Annotated in this window: 15 protein-coding genes; 4 read left to right on the top strand and 11 right to left on the bottom strand. The window is 41.3% G+C overall.

Annotated features, from left to right (window positions below; genetic code table 11):
- Positions 1-62 precede the first annotated feature (62 nt).
- Positions 63-653: a DNA-3-methyladenine glycosylase gene (locus ACFOZY_RS08580; RefSeq protein WP_378154357.1), complete on the bottom strand. Its 591-nt coding sequence runs from the start codon at positions 651-653 to the stop codon at positions 63-65.
- A gap of 92 nt (positions 654-745) precedes the next feature.
- Here ACFOZY_RS08580 and ACFOZY_RS08575 point away from each other — a divergent pair, with 92 nt between their 5' ends.
- Both ACFOZY_RS08575 and ACFOZY_RS08570 read left to right on the top strand, forming a co-directional pair.
- Positions 746-1,048: a nucleotide pyrophosphohydrolase gene (locus tag ACFOZY_RS08575; RefSeq protein ID WP_378154355.1), complete on the top strand. Its 303-nt coding sequence runs from the start codon at positions 746-748 to the stop codon at positions 1,046-1,048.
- Positions 1,049-1,060: 12 nt separating this feature from the next.
- Positions 1,061-1,861: an SGNH/GDSL hydrolase family protein gene (locus ACFOZY_RS08570; RefSeq protein ID WP_378154353.1), complete on the top strand. Its 801-nt coding sequence runs from the start codon at positions 1,061-1,063 to the stop codon at positions 1,859-1,861.
- Positions 1,862-1,912: 51 nt separating this feature from the next.
- Here the strand turns inward: ACFOZY_RS08570 and ACFOZY_RS08565 are convergent, their stop codons facing one another.
- The 4 genes from ACFOZY_RS08565 to ACFOZY_RS08550 form a co-directional block, all read right to left on the bottom strand.
- Complete coding sequence (locus ACFOZY_RS08565) at positions 1,913-2,365, bottom strand: GNAT family N-acetyltransferase (RefSeq protein WP_378154351.1); 453 nt, start codon at positions 2,363-2,365, stop codon at positions 1,913-1,915.
- Positions 2,366-2,376: 11 nt separating this feature from the next.
- Positions 2,377-4,035, bottom strand: coding sequence for a ribosomal protection-like ABC-F family protein (gene abc-f / locus ACFOZY_RS08560; RefSeq protein ID WP_378154349.1), 1,659 nt, complete (start codon positions 4,033-4,035; stop codon positions 2,377-2,379).
- Positions 4,036-4,306: 271 nt separating this feature from the next.
- Entirely contained in the window at positions 4,307-5,161 is an 855-nt protein-coding gene (locus ACFOZY_RS08555) for a GNAT family N-acetyltransferase (RefSeq protein WP_378154347.1), read from the bottom strand.
- Positions 5,162-5,438: 277 nt separating this feature from the next.
- A complete protein-coding gene (locus ACFOZY_RS08550; protein ID WP_378154344.1) occupies positions 5,439-5,801 on the bottom strand; it encodes a VOC family protein in 363 nt (120 codons plus the stop codon).
- 169 nt (positions 5,802-5,970) lie between these two features.
- Here ACFOZY_RS08550 and ACFOZY_RS08545 point away from each other — a divergent pair, with 169 nt between their 5' ends.
- Positions 5,971-7,341 (top strand): alanine/glycine:cation symporter family protein, encoded by a 1,371-nt coding sequence (locus ACFOZY_RS08545; protein ID WP_378154342.1) that lies wholly within the window; start codon positions 5,971-5,973, stop codon positions 7,339-7,341.
- A 39-nt stretch (positions 7,342-7,380) separates the two neighbouring features.
- Here the strand turns inward: ACFOZY_RS08545 and ACFOZY_RS08540 are convergent, their stop codons facing one another.
- From ACFOZY_RS08540 to ACFOZY_RS08520, 5 genes are all read right to left on the bottom strand, one after another.
- Positions 7,381-8,598, bottom strand: coding sequence for an MFS transporter (locus ACFOZY_RS08540; protein WP_378154339.1), 1,218 nt, complete (start codon positions 8,596-8,598; stop codon positions 7,381-7,383).
- A gap of 114 nt (positions 8,599-8,712) precedes the next feature.
- The gene (zupT, locus tag ACFOZY_RS08535) at positions 8,713-9,522 is read right to left on the bottom strand and encodes a zinc transporter ZupT (RefSeq protein ID WP_378154337.1); all 810 of its coding nucleotides are present in this window, start codon (positions 9,520-9,522) and stop codon (positions 8,713-8,715) included.
- A gap of 65 nt (positions 9,523-9,587) precedes the next feature.
- On the bottom strand, positions 9,588-10,247 hold the full coding sequence (locus ACFOZY_RS08530) for a uracil-DNA glycosylase (RefSeq protein ID WP_378154335.1): 660 nt from the start codon (positions 10,245-10,247) through the stop codon (positions 9,588-9,590).
- A 17-nt stretch (positions 10,248-10,264) separates the two neighbouring features.
- Positions 10,265-10,861, bottom strand: coding sequence for a phosphatase PAP2 family protein (locus ACFOZY_RS08525; RefSeq protein ID WP_378154333.1), 597 nt, complete (start codon positions 10,859-10,861; stop codon positions 10,265-10,267).
- A gap of 183 nt (positions 10,862-11,044) precedes the next feature.
- Positions 11,045-11,920, bottom strand: a complete 876-nt coding sequence (locus ACFOZY_RS08520; RefSeq protein WP_378154331.1) for a TetR/AcrR family transcriptional regulator — start codon at positions 11,918-11,920, stop codon at positions 11,045-11,047.
- 167 nt (positions 11,921-12,087) lie between these two features.
- Between ACFOZY_RS08520 and ACFOZY_RS08515 the strand changes: the two genes are divergently transcribed.
- Positions 12,088-13,581, top strand: a complete 1,494-nt coding sequence (locus ACFOZY_RS08515; RefSeq protein WP_378154329.1) for a DHA2 family efflux MFS transporter permease subunit — start codon at positions 12,088-12,090, stop codon at positions 13,579-13,581.
- A 76-nt stretch (positions 13,582-13,657) separates the two neighbouring features.
- On the opposite strand, the gene ACFOZY_RS08510 is transcribed toward ACFOZY_RS08515, so the two are convergent.
- Positions 13,658-14,497 (bottom strand): DUF6612 family protein, encoded by an 840-nt coding sequence (locus tag ACFOZY_RS08510; protein ID WP_378154327.1) that lies wholly within the window; start codon positions 14,495-14,497, stop codon positions 13,658-13,660.
- Positions 14,498-14,499 lie beyond the last annotated feature (2 nt).

The following is a 14,499-nucleotide window of genomic DNA, read 5'->3' as shown; positions in this document are numbered from 1 at the left end:
CGATTATATCGTACATAACGATATATAGACAAGTAAAAAACCACTTGAAACAAGTGGTCTCCTTATCTATATTTCGACACAAACGGGTTCCCTTTTTCAAAGAAACGCCATGGATAATGGACAGCTTCTCCTGTGTTTTGAATGCCCACACGAGGTCCTACTTCCAACTCCTTAACTCCAGGTCCTTCGGCAATGTAGAGTGGTTGTTCAAACCACTTATGACCGTAGTAGTCCATTGTCACTCCCAATGCCTTGGCAAGTTTCCCAGGTCCATTCGTTAAATCGGTCCGTTTCAAATGTTCACCACGGTTTAAACGCATTAAGTCCTCACCAACAACCGGTTCTCCCGCACGGATGAGAATGGCATGCGGAGTTTCTTCAGGTCCACTTACTACATTCATGAGAGTGTGAGTGTGCATCATATATGTGTAAACCATGCCGGCATCTTCGAACATAATTCGTGTCCGTTTCGTTTTTCGGTTTCCGAAACTATGAGCAGCACGGTCTTCTGGACCTTGATATGCTTCTGTCTCAACAATTCTCACAGCCATGATTCCTGCCTCTGTTTCATGTACCATATATTGTCCGACAATCGACTTTGCGAGCTCTAATGTCGGTTTATAGAAAAAATTTTGATCAATTGGTTTAAACAATGAAATTTCCTCCGAATTTTACATCTTTCTACTCATTTTGACGAAAAAATATTGTATACTCAATAAAAAAGCACTAAAAGGGAGATTTTGGGATGAAGCAACTTACCGAAGACATACTGAAGTTCCGGGATGTTCGTGGATGGGGCAACAATCACGATGCCCGAAATTTAGCCATCTCCGTATCCTTAGAAGCAAGCGAATTACTGGAACATTTTCAATGGCGTTCTGCCGAAGAGGCCATTGCTAAAGATAAAGAAGGAATTGTTGATGAAGCAGCAGATGTGTTTATTTATCTCCTGCAACTATCCCATGTATTAGGGATTGACTTAGAAGAAGCTGCTCGTCAAAAAATGTTGAAGAATGCACAAAAGTACCCAGCTCCACTCAACACTTAAGGGGATGACATCATGAAAAACTACAATTTGCTCTTATTCATAGGATTAGGTCTACTCTTGTTCTTTTATTCACGGACAGATGGAAAAGAGAATGTTAGTGCCGATGCCTCATCTTCCATGAGAGCTTTTGACCCGACATACAATCCTGACCAATCGATTGCTGACTTTTTAACATACAGGGCATTGCTGACAGGACAAGCGAAAATGGCTGTGACAGGCAGCAGTGTCACGAAGGGCAGCGGATCGAGCCATCAATCGAAAACATGGCGCGGAATTATTCAAGAAAAATTGCGGTATACCCATAAAGCACTGCGTAATTTAACCATCTCCAACTATGGACATTCCGGCTACACCTCTGTCCGGCTGTTAGAGGAAGAAGTAACCGCTCCGATTATTTCTGAAAAACCGGATGTTTTGTTCATTGAAACATCCGTTATCAATAATCACAACAAAAATGTGACCATTGAGGAGACGCTCGAATCACTGGTGCAGCTTCATAAGCTCTATTCCGAGGCTCTTCCTAATACTAAAATCTATTTCATGTCACCAAACCCGTGCACGGAAAATAAATTCGGCCCAGAGATTAATTCACTTGGCTACACATTCATCGATTATGTAAATGCAACTGCTGAATTTATCAAAGACAAAGGATGGGCTTACTTCGATACACATGGTTCCATGTTGGAGGAAATGGAAAAGGAGAACATCGCATTGCCTTCTACATTAAAAGATGGAATTCATCCGAATGATAAAGGCTATGCCATTTGGGGGAAAGTCTTGTCTCCATACTTAGTTAAAAAAGGAACACACTAATTGAAACGCACGACTGGGAACTAATCCAGTCGTGCGTTTTATAGCCGCCTCTCAGACGGTCTTTTTATATATTTTGATGGCAGCCCCGGTCACTCCATACCCGTCGGCCAAATAGGACCAGCCATATTTCTCGTAATAATCATCCAAATCAGTAGCTAAGTAGAGAGAGTCAAACCCTTTTTTGCGCACTTCCTCTTGTGCATGCTTTAACAGCTGTGAGCCAATATGCTTGCTCCTATAATCGGGATGGACGTAGAGGCAGGCAAACCATGGATATAAATCTTGCCGACTAATGAAGTCGTTCATTAATAACGCATACGTCCCAATGATCTGATCTTGTTCCAACACTATATAAAACCGTGGGATTACACCATCAGTCTTACAAGCGTGGAACATGGCATCGTAATAGGTATTATAATTCGTTTCACTTCCCCATTCGTCCCAAAAAACTTTTACCGCTTCTTCAAATAGATCCATTCTGTCCCTTAAATCGACAACTAACATATGCTTCCTCCTCATTTCTGCTTTATCTCTCTAATTTGTTTACTTAGTTCTAAAAACCGCCGATCAAGCTCCTCGTATTTTGGGTCAGTATTCTGCAAAAAGCTCAATTCCCCCAAAACCGCTTGAAGCTCAGTATCAATCCGTAACAAGTCTTCTTCGGATTCGTCCTTAGTTTTTTTGTTCACCCAATCGGTGTATCCCATTTCAATTTTACTGATTGTTTGATTATTGAATATCAAAAGCTTATCTGTTAACTGATCTAAGAAATAACGATCATGAGTGACTAATAAAATTGTTCCGGGATAGTCGGCTAATGTTCGTTCTAATTGTTCCCTTGACGGAAGATCCAGATGGTTTGTTGGCTCATCCAACAGAAGGACGTCTTTTTGATCTAACATGAACTCCATTAGTTTGAGCTTTACCCGCTCGCCCATGCTCAGCGTGCCAATTGGACGTGTCCAGTGATCTTTAGCAAATCCTAAATTGGTCATGAGTGTCTGGATAACTCCTCTTTGTTCATAATCGTTCGGCTGAAAATAGCTTTCAGGTGATTGATCAACCGGAAGATCTAAAACAGTCTGACTAAGATAGCCGATATTCATGGCTTCCGTTTTCCAAAGTTCGCCCTCTCCACTTTCCTGCCCTAACAACATTTTGAAGAATGTCGACTTCCCACTGCCATTTGGCCCCAGCAATCCGATTCGTTCCTTTGACTGGATCGTAAAGGAAGCATTCTGGAATAGCGTTCTATTTCCAAATGATTTACCAATCCGCTTCGCCTCAATAACACGCTTTCCTTTTTTCTGGTTTCCACCAATGGAAAAATGCACTGATTTTTCATCTTCTGGACGCTCAACTTTTTCTTTAGACAATTCGAGCTCCAGCCGCTTCTTTTTCGAACGGATTTGTGTGTCCATCCGTTTCGCCTTAACACGATAGAATTCTTTGTATCCCTCTTGCTTTGTCGAGTCAGCGTGTGCCTTTGAAGACCAATTCTTCAGTTCACTAATTTGCCGTTCAACACGCTGGATTTTTGACTGTTGGGCATCGTATAGCCGTTGTTGAACCTTCCTTGCTTCCTCCTTGGCTTTTCTATACTCAGTGTAATTCCCTTTATATGCGGTCAGCTTAGTGTTCTCGAGTTCCCAAATCCAGTCCGCTGTTTCATCTAAGAAAAACCTGTCATGGGACACCATAATCACGGTCCCTTTATAGTCATCCAATTGTTTTTTGAGTTGTTCAAGGCTATCCATGTCCAAATGGTTTGTCGGTTCATCTAAAAGCAGTAATTGTGTTCGCTCTGCAAGAACAGCCGAAAGGCGCTGCTTCATTTTTTCGCCACCGCTTAAATTACTATAATCCCGGTCAGTAGGAACAGACCATTTTCTAAGTAGTTCTGATTCAGTTTTAGATATATGTGTTTTGTTGAATTCGACTTCATCTTGACGAAAATAACTGACGGAAGGGTTCCCACCGAACCATTCCACCCTACCTGATAAAGGCTCTATTTCTTCATATAGAAGGGAAAGCAACGTAGACTTCCCTTCCCCGTTTCCGCCGACAATCCCGATGATGGCTCCTGCTGGCACATCAGCCTTCGCTCTCTCTATTATGATTTTATCTCCATAAGCAATCGTCACATCTTGTAACTTTCCTATTACAGTCATCATATCTCCTCCAATTTCGGAGGAATAAAAATATCCCTCCGAGAATATCGGAAGGATCAGTTGCCAAATGAATACGAAAAAGACCACTACAAATAGTTACTAAATGCAGTGTTTTTCCGATATTTATTGAAAAATGGGCAGACGAATCCTATTTCCGATTTCGCAAAACATTCATTTGCTGAAAGAAATAAGATTATTTGTCCATGTTCCACCCATCGTCCCTTCAAGTTGTTATTTTCATATTACAGAAATTTTACTGAATCATCAATACATTTTATTCCTTCACGGAAAACTCAAGCATGACGGAATCAGCGATTTTGTTGTAACCGATTTCCTGATAAATCTTATTTGAAGTCGGATTCAACATGTCTGTGTAAAGGACGCAAAAGTCATATTGCTTTAATAGCTCTTCTGTTCCATAAAAGACCAGAGTACGTGCATATCCCTTCCTTCGTTCCTCTGGAGGTGTAAATACCATTGATACCGTCACCCCATGGGCAGTTGGGCGTGCTTTTTTCATCATGGAAACAACTTTCCCTTCGTCTTCCCATAGGAACACCTCACCCGCTTCGATAAACATCTTCACTTTTTTTTGGACTTCTTCATCAGGAGATGGAGCTAAGCCGGCATCCTCTCCGAATTGATGATACCACTTCACTACGAGCGGAAGATCGTCCTCACTCGCGTAACGCCATGCCCCAGGACTGTGTTCAAGCCCTTCAGCTAATTGGTCTAAACGGTATAACCCTTGGTCCATCCCGACTTTGAAGTTCGCCCCGGTGGTAGCCTTCCATTTATCCGCAAAACGGAACGCCCAAGGTTTTAAGCTGATGACGGAAGGAATTTCAATGTTTGCTTTAGTGATCTTGTTTATGATGAGATCCAAAGCATCCTCTAATCGTTCCTCTTGTACAATGACGATATTGAATGGATGTGGTGGTGTCATCTGAAAAATCGCCACCAGTTCCCCAGCTTCCGTTATAGTCGCCATGAACGGATTCTCATACCGGCCAGCTTTGATGCCTTGCAGAACACCAAAGAACAGTGAATAAACATCCTCGTGCTGTTCCAAATATGATTCTACTTTTTCTCCAAACAAACTTGGATTTTCATATCTTGTATACTCCATCCCCATCACCCCGCTGTTATTTAATATGAGATTCTACATGAACTGGCTGTAAATGTCATTAAGATATTTACGAAACACCTTACCCCTCGGCAAATTCCCGATATAGATGATGAGTTCTCATCCGTTCCTCATGCTTGCTTACACCAGTAACTTCTTCCGCCTCAAGCACAAAAATTTAATCGGACTGTGTAATTTGCAATTCGATGAGCAATCACAAGTGTCGTCCAGCCTTCCATGCAGCGCCTCCTGCATACAAGCCACTGAACCACTGGCCAAATTACTCTTTAAATGAACAAACTCCGATCATATTGCCATCCAAATCTTTAAAATTGAAGAATTCAATTGTGTCATCATTCAAGATGTCCGTTACTTCAACGCCGGCTAAAGCTAACTGTTCATGTGCTGCTTTTGCGTCTGCCGTATATAAATTGAACCACTCATGCATGGAAGGCTTCTGACCACCCATCTGGTCACTGCGGACTAAAGTAAATGCGGTTTTGCCATCCCCGATGTCCATTGCCGCATATCCCCCTTCTTCGTGGTACCACCTTAATCGGAAACTGCATTTTTCTTTATACCATTCAATGGCGGAACTAATATTTTTCACTGGAAGGAACACGGTATCAATTCTTTTAAACATATATATTCTCCCCTTATTTTGTACTATAGAACTATTTCCACAAGAGTCTTCCGATTCCTTTATTCGTCGAATCTTAGAGAAAAAAGATTTCTTTTATAACAATTCGTTTACACGTGTGTAATATAGGGAAATAATCCATAACTTAATTTAGTTAGGGAGGACTATTATTTTGGAGCAATTTTTGAAATGGGTAGCAAATTTTTCCGCATGGTTATGGGGGTATCCCCTGATTGCGCTATTATTGATTTCCGGTCTGTATATGACATTTAAGTTAGGTTTCTTTCAGTTTCGGCACTTTCCATATATTGTAGGGCAAACATTAGGCAGTATTCGAAAAAAACCAAAAGGAGTAGGAACGGTCACTCCTTTCCAGGCGCTTACCTCTGCTCTATCATCTACCATCGGAGCAGCCAACATCGTCGGTGTACCTGCCGCGATCATGTTCGGAGGTCCTGGTGCAGTTTTCTGGATGTGGGTCATCGCCTTTATCGGAATGTCCTTGAAGTTTTCAGAAAGTGTCCTTGCCGTTCATTACCGGGAGAAGAATGAAAAGGGAGAATACATTGGAGGACCGATGTATTACATGACGAAAGGATTAAACATGAAATGGCTCGGTGTCTGGTTTTCACTTGCTCTTATGATTGAGTTAATCCCGAGCATTATGGTACAAGGGAATTCCGTAGCGAGTACTGTCAATTCCACTTTTAGTTTCCCTCCTATTTGGACTGGCGTTATTATAGCAGTCATTATGGCGGTTGTAGTTTTTGGAGGCATTAAACGCATTGGAAAAGTAACAGAAATATTTGTTCCATTTATGGCCATTATCTATGTAGGTTCCGCACTATTTATTCTATTTATGAATCTCGAATTAGTACCTGATTTTTTCAGTACCGTCTTTAGTTATGCCTTTGCACCGGCGCCTGTTATTGGCGGTTTCGCAGGAGCAGCGATTGTGGAAACCATTCGTTGGGGGTTTGCCCGGGGGATTTATTCGAACGAATCTGGACTTGGCACCGCCCCGATCGCCCATGCTGCAGCAACGACTGACCACCCTGTACGTCAGGGTTTCTGGTCCATATTCGGTGTTTTTGTAGATACGATTATCGTTTGTACTTCTACCGCATTCGTTGTCATCTCTTCCGGTGTTTGGACTGCAACAGATGCCATGAATGATCCATCCTCACTGACTACTGTTGCCTTTAAACACTATTTCGGACAGTTTGGCAGTGTATTGGTCACAATTTCATTAATATTCTTTGTTGTCTCGACCATTTTGGTAGTCATTTTCTACGGAGCAAAGCAAGCGGAGTTCTTATTCGGCCTTAAAGCTTCCTACGGTATACAGGTGGTATATATCATCGCAGTAGTATTCGGAGCTATTGGAGCAGCGGAAGTGATCTGGGAGTTCCTCGATATTATGCTTGCAGCCATCCTCATTCCAAACTTAATAGCCATTTTGCTATTAAGCAATAAAGTGAAAGCATTGAAAACGGAATTTTTCACTGCTCCACAATACTATAAAAAAGATACCGGAAAATAATAGAAGTGTGGACTCGAAGAGGGTCCACACTTCTTTTCATTATTCCAGCTCCAACTGCTTCGTTTCCTTGCCCAAGAAAATAACAGCAAGTACACCGATAACAATTGAAAAACAGAAGACCGTAAAAACATTTCCAATTTCATAGTCGGCTGTTACCATCCAGCCGACCAATAATGGACCGAGTACGCCACCGATCCGTCCCGCAGCCGCAGCCATTCCTGCACCGGTTGCCCGGATAATTGTTGGATATTGCTCAGGTGTATATGCGTACAGAGCTCCCCAGGCACCTAAGTTGAAAAACGATAAAAACATTCCGGATGCAATGAGGACTGCTGTAGTTTCTGCATTGCCGAAAATGAGGGCGCTTAAAGCTGTGCCCAGTAAGAAAACCACTAATACGAACTTACGGCCGGCCCGTTCAATCAGCCAAGCAGCTAAAAAATATCCCGGAAGCTGTGCCAGCGTCATAATCAGGACATACCCAAAACTATGGATCATATCAAAGCCCTTCATTACCATAACGCTTGGTAACCATAAGAACATGCCATAGTATGAGAAAACTACTACAAACCATAAGACCCAAAGCATAATAGTGGATTTTGCATACTTCTGTGACCAAACTTCCTTAATATTTTCCCATACTGATTGAGTTCGGTTTCTCTTTGCTGAAAACTGAGGAGAATCAGGAAGCTTCAGTCGCAAGTATATGGCATATAAAGCAGGAACTGCAGTTAAAATTAGTGCAAGGCGCCACCCGTATTCGGGAATAACAAAATATGAAATGAGTGCTGCAATAAGCCAACCGACTGCCCAAAAACTTTCAAGCAACACTACAATCCGTCCGCGTTCCTTCGCTTCGACACTCTCGGATACAAGAGTAGAAGCAACGGGCAACTCTCCACCGAGACCCGCTCCAACAATGAAACGAAAGATGAGAAATGCTCCCAGTGTCGTGGTGAGCGCCGAGAATCCACTGGCAACTGAAAATAGGACCAGTGTTAGAATGAAGACATTTTTCCTGCCGATTTTGTCAGCGAGTATTCCAAATATAAATGCCCCAAAAACCATTCCAATGGAGTTAATACTGCCAATCCAGCCCATTTCGTTTGCACTCAAATGCCATTCGTTTGCCAATGCAGCAATGACGAAGGAAAGTATTCCAACATCCATTGCATCAAATGTCCATCCGATTCCAGCGATGGTTAAAAGTCTGTTTCTTGAAATTGTTTTGTTTGTTACATCAGTAGAAGTGCTCACTTAATTCACCCGATCTTTACATCTGAAATTTTATAGCTTATTAAAACTATACAGTTGTAAAGAATCCCCTAAAATAGCTTTTACAATGAACTATTATTCACAAATTTCAGCCTTTCAAGCCAGTAGTAATAAACTTAATGCCATGACTGCCATTCCACCCACTACTCCATAAATGGACAAATGTGCTTCATCATATTTTTGTGCAGCCGGAAGCAATTCATCCAGTGAAATAAATACCATGATTCCAGCGACCCCAGCAAAAATCATTCCGAACATAACCTCATTCAAGAAGGGCATTAAAATCAGGAACGCCACAATGGCGCCAACCGGTTCTGCTAAGCCAGACAAAAAGGAAAGCTTAAAAGCTCGTTTCCGACTTCCTGTTGCATAGTAAATCGGCACAGCCACCGCAATGCCTTCCGGAATATTATGAATAGCCACAGCAACTGCAATAGCCACGCCTAAACTTGGATCCTGCATAGCGGAGGCGAAAGTAGCGATTCCTTCCGGGAAATTATGGATCCCGATTGCTAATGCTGTAAAGAGTCCCATTTTCATAAGTTTCTGCTGATCAATTTCGGTTGGTGACTTGCTCATATCCTCGACACTTTTCAATTCGTGAGGATTTCCTGTTGAAGGAATGAATTTATCGATTGCAGCTATGACCACCATACCAGCGAAGAAACCAATGACCGTCATCCAGTAGCCTTGATCAAGTCCAAGTTCTGCAACTAAGGAATTCTTTGCCTTCACAAAAATTTCTACCATAGAGACGTAAATCATAACCCCTGCTGAAAAGCCGAGAGCCAATGATAAAAACTTCGTATTTGTTCTCGATGTAAGAAGCGAAAGCAAACTACCAATACCTGTTGCGAGCCCGGCGAATAACGTTAAGCCGAGGGCAAACCATACATTCCCATCCATTCTTTCATCTTCCTTCTCTATAACGTTAGGAATATTGTATGCAAAAAGTTTCCCTTGTGCAACTTTTATTTTTCTTTATTTTTCAATTTGACTAATGCTTTACCTATATTCCTCCAATCTTCCTCAATTGAGGGACGATGGGATGGGCGATAGAACACAGAAGCTGGATGGAAGGTGGGAATAATTCGAAATGTCCTTGTCGTTTTCACATAGTGAATCGAATCTGGAGTTGGGAGGAAGTTCACCTGACTTTCGATCAATTTTCCATGAAGATTTGTCACCTTTGCTTCCTTGCCTAAAAGTCGCTGGAGACCTACATTACCAAGTGTGACGATAAGAAGTGGCTCAACATGAGCAAGTTCGTAATCCAACACTGGGGCATGAGCCCATATTTCTTTGGTTGTGGGGGGGCGATTGTATTTCCTTTCAGTCAACGTTCCATCTCTTTCCTTTTTGGTTCCCCAACGGTAAGGCCTGCTGCGTACTGCACTTGTGATGTACACGTCTTCCCTTGATAGTCCAATCGAAGCCAAGGATTGCATTAGTTCCTTACCTGCACGTCCGATGAACGGAATTCCCTCAATAATCTCGAATTCCCCCGGTGCTTCCCCTACTAGCATTAGATCTGGCTTTTCTGGACCTTCTCCATAAACGAACCCTTCTACCGGAAATCCTTTGATCCGCTCTTTTCCCAATTCAGCTACCGTCTCCGGTATTCTAAACATACGAGACCTCCTTTCTTCTATTCCGCTGATTTACCCTTTCTATACCAATGGACTAAAAATACAAAACAAGCAAACCCTAATGCCCATCCTGCAACAACATCAGAAGCAAAATGTCGCTCACCTGCAATTCTGGATAGACCAACGAGTGTTGTAAAGACGATAGCAATGATCCATATTATGAATTTAACAGCTTTAGAGGCTGTAGCTGATGAGATGAAATAAGCGATTGTAAAAATATATAGAATCCCTACCATGGCATGTCCAGAAGGGAAACTGAATGTACTATATTGACCTGAAATATCTGGACGTTGCCTTTGTACCACATATTTAAGAATCTGATTAAAGTAATGTCCTCCAAAAATGGCGTAAGCGGAAAATAAAATCTTTAGATAATCCTGTTTATAAGCAAAAAAAATGACTAAAATTGATCCAATAAGCATTATTACCCGTGTAGTGGCAAAGTGTTGAAAGAATTCAATAAACCCATTTCCCGAGAACAAATCAGACATCGCACGATCAAACCGTTCAAGAAGTCCACTATCGTAGGTAAATAAGAGTATGACAAATAGGAAAAAAGCGATAGCTTCACTGATTATTAATATATTCTTCAACATGCCACCACCTTTTCAAGACCTCTACCTCTAACATTACCCTTACTCATTGATGCTTTATACAAAAAAGGATTAGCATTTGCTAATCCCTTTCTTGTCGGTTACCCAGTATTCTTTTCATCCTTGCTTCTACTCAACGTTTGTAGTCGATTAAGTATTGTCTAACGATTGCAAAGTCGGGCAGTTTTATGATTTTAACGCGTTGGAAAGACGGGAGACAAAGAATACCACTTCCCGAATCTGTTCATTTTCCGGGAACTGTTTTTGATAATTTCTTAGAGACTCCATTATACTTTCTATCAAGATGAATCTTGGTTCTTTCCGGTCGAACTCTTCTAATAGAAACTCTACGTATTTGCGGACGTCCTGATCATCAACTTCCATTAGATTCCCGAGCTTTTTTTCGACTTCGTTTCTCAGTTCCGAAAGATCTTCCTCCACCCGGTATTCTGATATGGACAAGAACTCATTTATAAACAAATCATCTGAAGAAATTACATCTTTCACAATCGCATCAATTCTTCGCATGACATATTCAATCAACTCTTCTAACCTGATTTCCTCATTCGAGATGAGTCGCCACGCCTGCAAGTAATGCTGGATCATTCCAAAAAGCATAATGGCACAATCTACCGCATGCTTGTCTACAGCTGGTCCGTATACTTCTCTAATCCGCTCTGAAAGCCATGACAATTCATAGAAATGATGTTTCTTAATGAACATTCTTAAGTCTTCATCTTTTGCATAATAAATCGCTTCATATATAGGAAGCATATTATTTTCACGATTTAAAATAAATCGGACAGCTATCTGGTGGCTAAGCACTCTCTTATCAGTTTGGTCTTTACCAACAAGCAATTCTTGACGGCGCAGGAAGACTTCTTCTTTAACATTTTCTAAAATTGCTAACAAGCATTCATTCTTTGAGGAAAAATAATTATAAAATGTTCCTTTTGATATGCCCGCCTCGTCCAATATGTCTTGAATCGAAGTAGAAAGGAAACCCTTCTTGATGAATAAGCGTTGCGCAGACAATATCACATTCCGCTTTCTGCTGTTCATAAAACCACCCTTTATACTATGAGTCCAACTCCATCATACGCAACAAAGTGTATAAAATCAATGAACATCAAAAAAATGTAAACTTGTTATTGAATTTTTTATACTATCGGTATAAAATAGAATCTTGTTTGAAGAACTTAAAATAATCTCCATAAGGGGGAGTTAATTTGGATATAAAAGAATTACAGAAAAAACCACCATACGGCATGATTGCCATTCTATTCATTGGTGCGTTCATCGCTTTTTTAAACAACACATTATTGAACGTTGCACTACCGACAATAATGGCTGAATTTGATGTCAAACCATCGCTCGTACAGTGGTTAACTACTGGCTATATGCTCGTCAACGGGATCTTGATGCCCGCAAGTGCTTTCTTCATACAACGATTTACAAACCGGGGGCTTTTCATCACCGCAATGTCTTTGTTTTCATTAGGTACATTGTTAGCCATCATCGCACCTGAATTCTATATTCTCGTAATCGCCCGTATGATCCAGGCTATGGGCTCGGCTATGATGATGCCTCTATTGATGAATATCATGCTTACGTCATTCCCAGTTGAACGAAGAGGTTCAGCGATGGGTATGTTCGGACTTGTCATGATTACGGCACCAGCCATCGGTCCTACACTTTCCGGCTGGGTAGTAGAGCACTATACTTGGCGTACACTATTTGAAATCATCTTGCCATTGTCATTGCTCATATTAATCTACTCGATATTCCGATTGAAAAATATTACACCAGTCAAAAAGGTCCATTTGGATGTGTTCTCGTTAGTTTTATCAACCATCGGGTTTGGTGGGCTTCTTTATGGATTCAGCTTCGCAGGAGATGCTGGGTGGTCGAATCCTCTTGTTTACGGCTCCATTTCCATTGGCGCAATAGGGGTTATATTATTTGTTTTACGCCAATTACGTATGGATGAGCCGTTATTGGAATTCAGAATCTATAAATACCCGATGTTTGCACTGTCGTCCGTCATTTCAGTTATCTTTTCAGTCGCCATGTTTTCTGCGATGATCTTGACTCCGCTTTATGTCCAAATTGTCCGTGGAACTTCGCCATTCCACGCTGGACTTATGATGCTTCCAGGAGCTATCATTATGGCCATCATGTCTCCGATTACTGGACGCTTATTTGATAAATATGGTGCAAAAACATTGGCAATTGTCGGGTTGACGATTACAGTTGTAACTACGTATATGATGAGCAGTACTTTTGATATGGATGCATCCTACACGTATATCGTTAGCCTCTTTACCATCCGGGCATTCGGTATGTCAATGATCCAAATGCCGGTTATGACGAACGGTATGAATCAGTTGCCACTGTCAGCAAATCCACATGGTACAGCGGTGAACAACACATTGAACCAAGTATCCGGCGCAATCGGTTCTGCTTTGCTATTAACTGCAATGGATAAGCACACAGCAAGGAAAGGCGAGGAACTCGCAGCTGAAGCAATGCAAAATGCAGATCCTAATTTATCTGCCGATGCTTTACTTCAACTTAAGGAGCAAATCACATTACAGGCTACACTGGACGGAATTCAGTATTCCTTCCTAATTGCTACGATCATTTCGGCTATTGCTTTAGTGTTAGCATTCTTCATTAAACGTGTAACACCACCTAAAACGGATGAACTCCTTCGTCCTTAAGTTTATTACAAAGAAAAAAGACAAAGGCCAAGTTTTTATAAATCTTGGCCTTTGTCTTTTTATATTTCGCGGATGGTTACAATGCATTTGCACTATCGATGACTGCTTGCGGAACTTTGATTTCATCAACTTTGTTGTAATCGCTGAATGACGATTTCAAATCCTGCTTGATGATCAATTCTTCCCCTTCTGCTATGATGTTCATTTCTAAAACCATATTAAGCCTTGTCGGATTGAAGGTCTCTTTGTCGATATAGATTTCATAGTCCACTTTTTGGATATCCATATTTTCTAACATCCCAGGATTACCTGCCAGTAAATCAGGCATTGTCTCTTCCATTTCATTTTTAATAAACTCATTGAACTTATCGCCGGAAGCAGAAAGCCGAAGAATATAGGCTTTTTCAGTATGTTCGAACTTAAAATCGTCCTGGAACTGTTCAAGGTCCTTCAATTGTTGTGAAGGGTCTGCTTGCTGACCAGAAAGGGACATCATCTGCTCAGACATTTCCGGAGGCAGCTTTGTCCATTGACCTGACATACCTTCATAGATATAGAATCCGTCCTCAGTCATGTAACTTTCCATTTGCTGAGTGCCGTTTTCCTCACCAACAATTAAGGTTTCACCTTTTTGGTATATCGCTAAGGGCTCAACTGTCATGCTCATATCCATTTTGGACTTCATATCCATAGATAGCTCTTGTGAAGGAATCTCCACCACTTGTGTCATATCAATTTTCGCCTTTAGACTTTCAACCGAACCGGATTGTTCAATCGACTTTTCAAACACTTCTTTCAAAGTAAGCTGGCTATTTCCTTCGGCCTTAGATCCTTCTGTTGGAGAAGCAGTATCATTACAAGCGCTTAATCCGAATGTCAATAGTGCAGCTGCCGCTATTGTAAAGAATTTTTTCATCG

Origin of the sequence: Chungangia koreensis, assembly GCF_042651785.1 — a bacterium.
Classification (GTDB): Bacteria; Bacillota; Bacilli; order Bacillales_A; family Planococcaceae; genus Chungangia; species Chungangia koreensis.
Note: the sequence above shows the minus strand (reverse complement) of the source record. Positions and strands in the feature narration are given on the sequence as shown.

What these genes read in the sequence shown, in the direction of transcription:
- ACFOZY_RS08575 (WP_378154355.1), top strand. Translation starts at nt 746, where the DNA reads ATGAAGCAACTTACCGAAGACATACTGAAGTTCCGGGATGTTCGTGGA.
- ACFOZY_RS08570 (WP_378154353.1), top strand. Translation starts at nt 1,061, where the DNA reads ATGAAAAACTACAATTTGCTCTTATTCATAGGATTAGGTCTACTCTTG.
- ACFOZY_RS08565 (WP_378154351.1), bottom strand. Translation starts at nt 2,365, where the DNA reads ATGTTAGTTGTCGATTTAAGGGACAGAATGGATCTATTTGAAGAAGCG.
- abc-f (WP_378154349.1), bottom strand. Translation starts at nt 4,035, where the DNA reads ATGATGACTGTAATAGGAAAGTTACAAGATGTGACGATTGCTTATGGA.
- ACFOZY_RS08555 (WP_378154347.1), bottom strand. Translation starts at nt 5,161, where the DNA reads ATGGAGTATACAAGATATGAAAATCCAAGTTTGTTTGGAGAAAAAGTA.
- ACFOZY_RS08550 (WP_378154344.1), bottom strand. Translation starts at nt 5,801, where the DNA reads ATGTTTAAAAGAATTGATACCGTGTTCCTTCCAGTGAAAAATATTAGT.
- zupT (WP_378154337.1), bottom strand. Translation starts at nt 9,522, where the DNA reads ATGGATGGGAATGTATGGTTTGCCCTCGGCTTAACGTTATTCGCCGGG.
- ACFOZY_RS08530 (WP_378154335.1), bottom strand. Translation starts at nt 10,247, where the DNA reads ATGTTTAGAATACCGGAGACGGTAGCTGAATTGGGAAAAGAGCGGATC.
- ACFOZY_RS08525 (WP_378154333.1), bottom strand. Translation starts at nt 10,861, where the DNA reads ATGTTGAAGAATATATTAATAATCAGTGAAGCTATCGCTTTTTTCCTA.
- ACFOZY_RS08520 (WP_378154331.1), bottom strand. Translation starts at nt 11,920, where the DNA reads ATGAACAGCAGAAAGCGGAATGTGATATTGTCTGCGCAACGCTTATTC.
- ACFOZY_RS08510 (WP_378154327.1), bottom strand. Translation starts at nt 14,497, where the DNA reads ATGAAAAAATTCTTTACAATAGCGGCAGCTGCACTATTGACATTCGGA.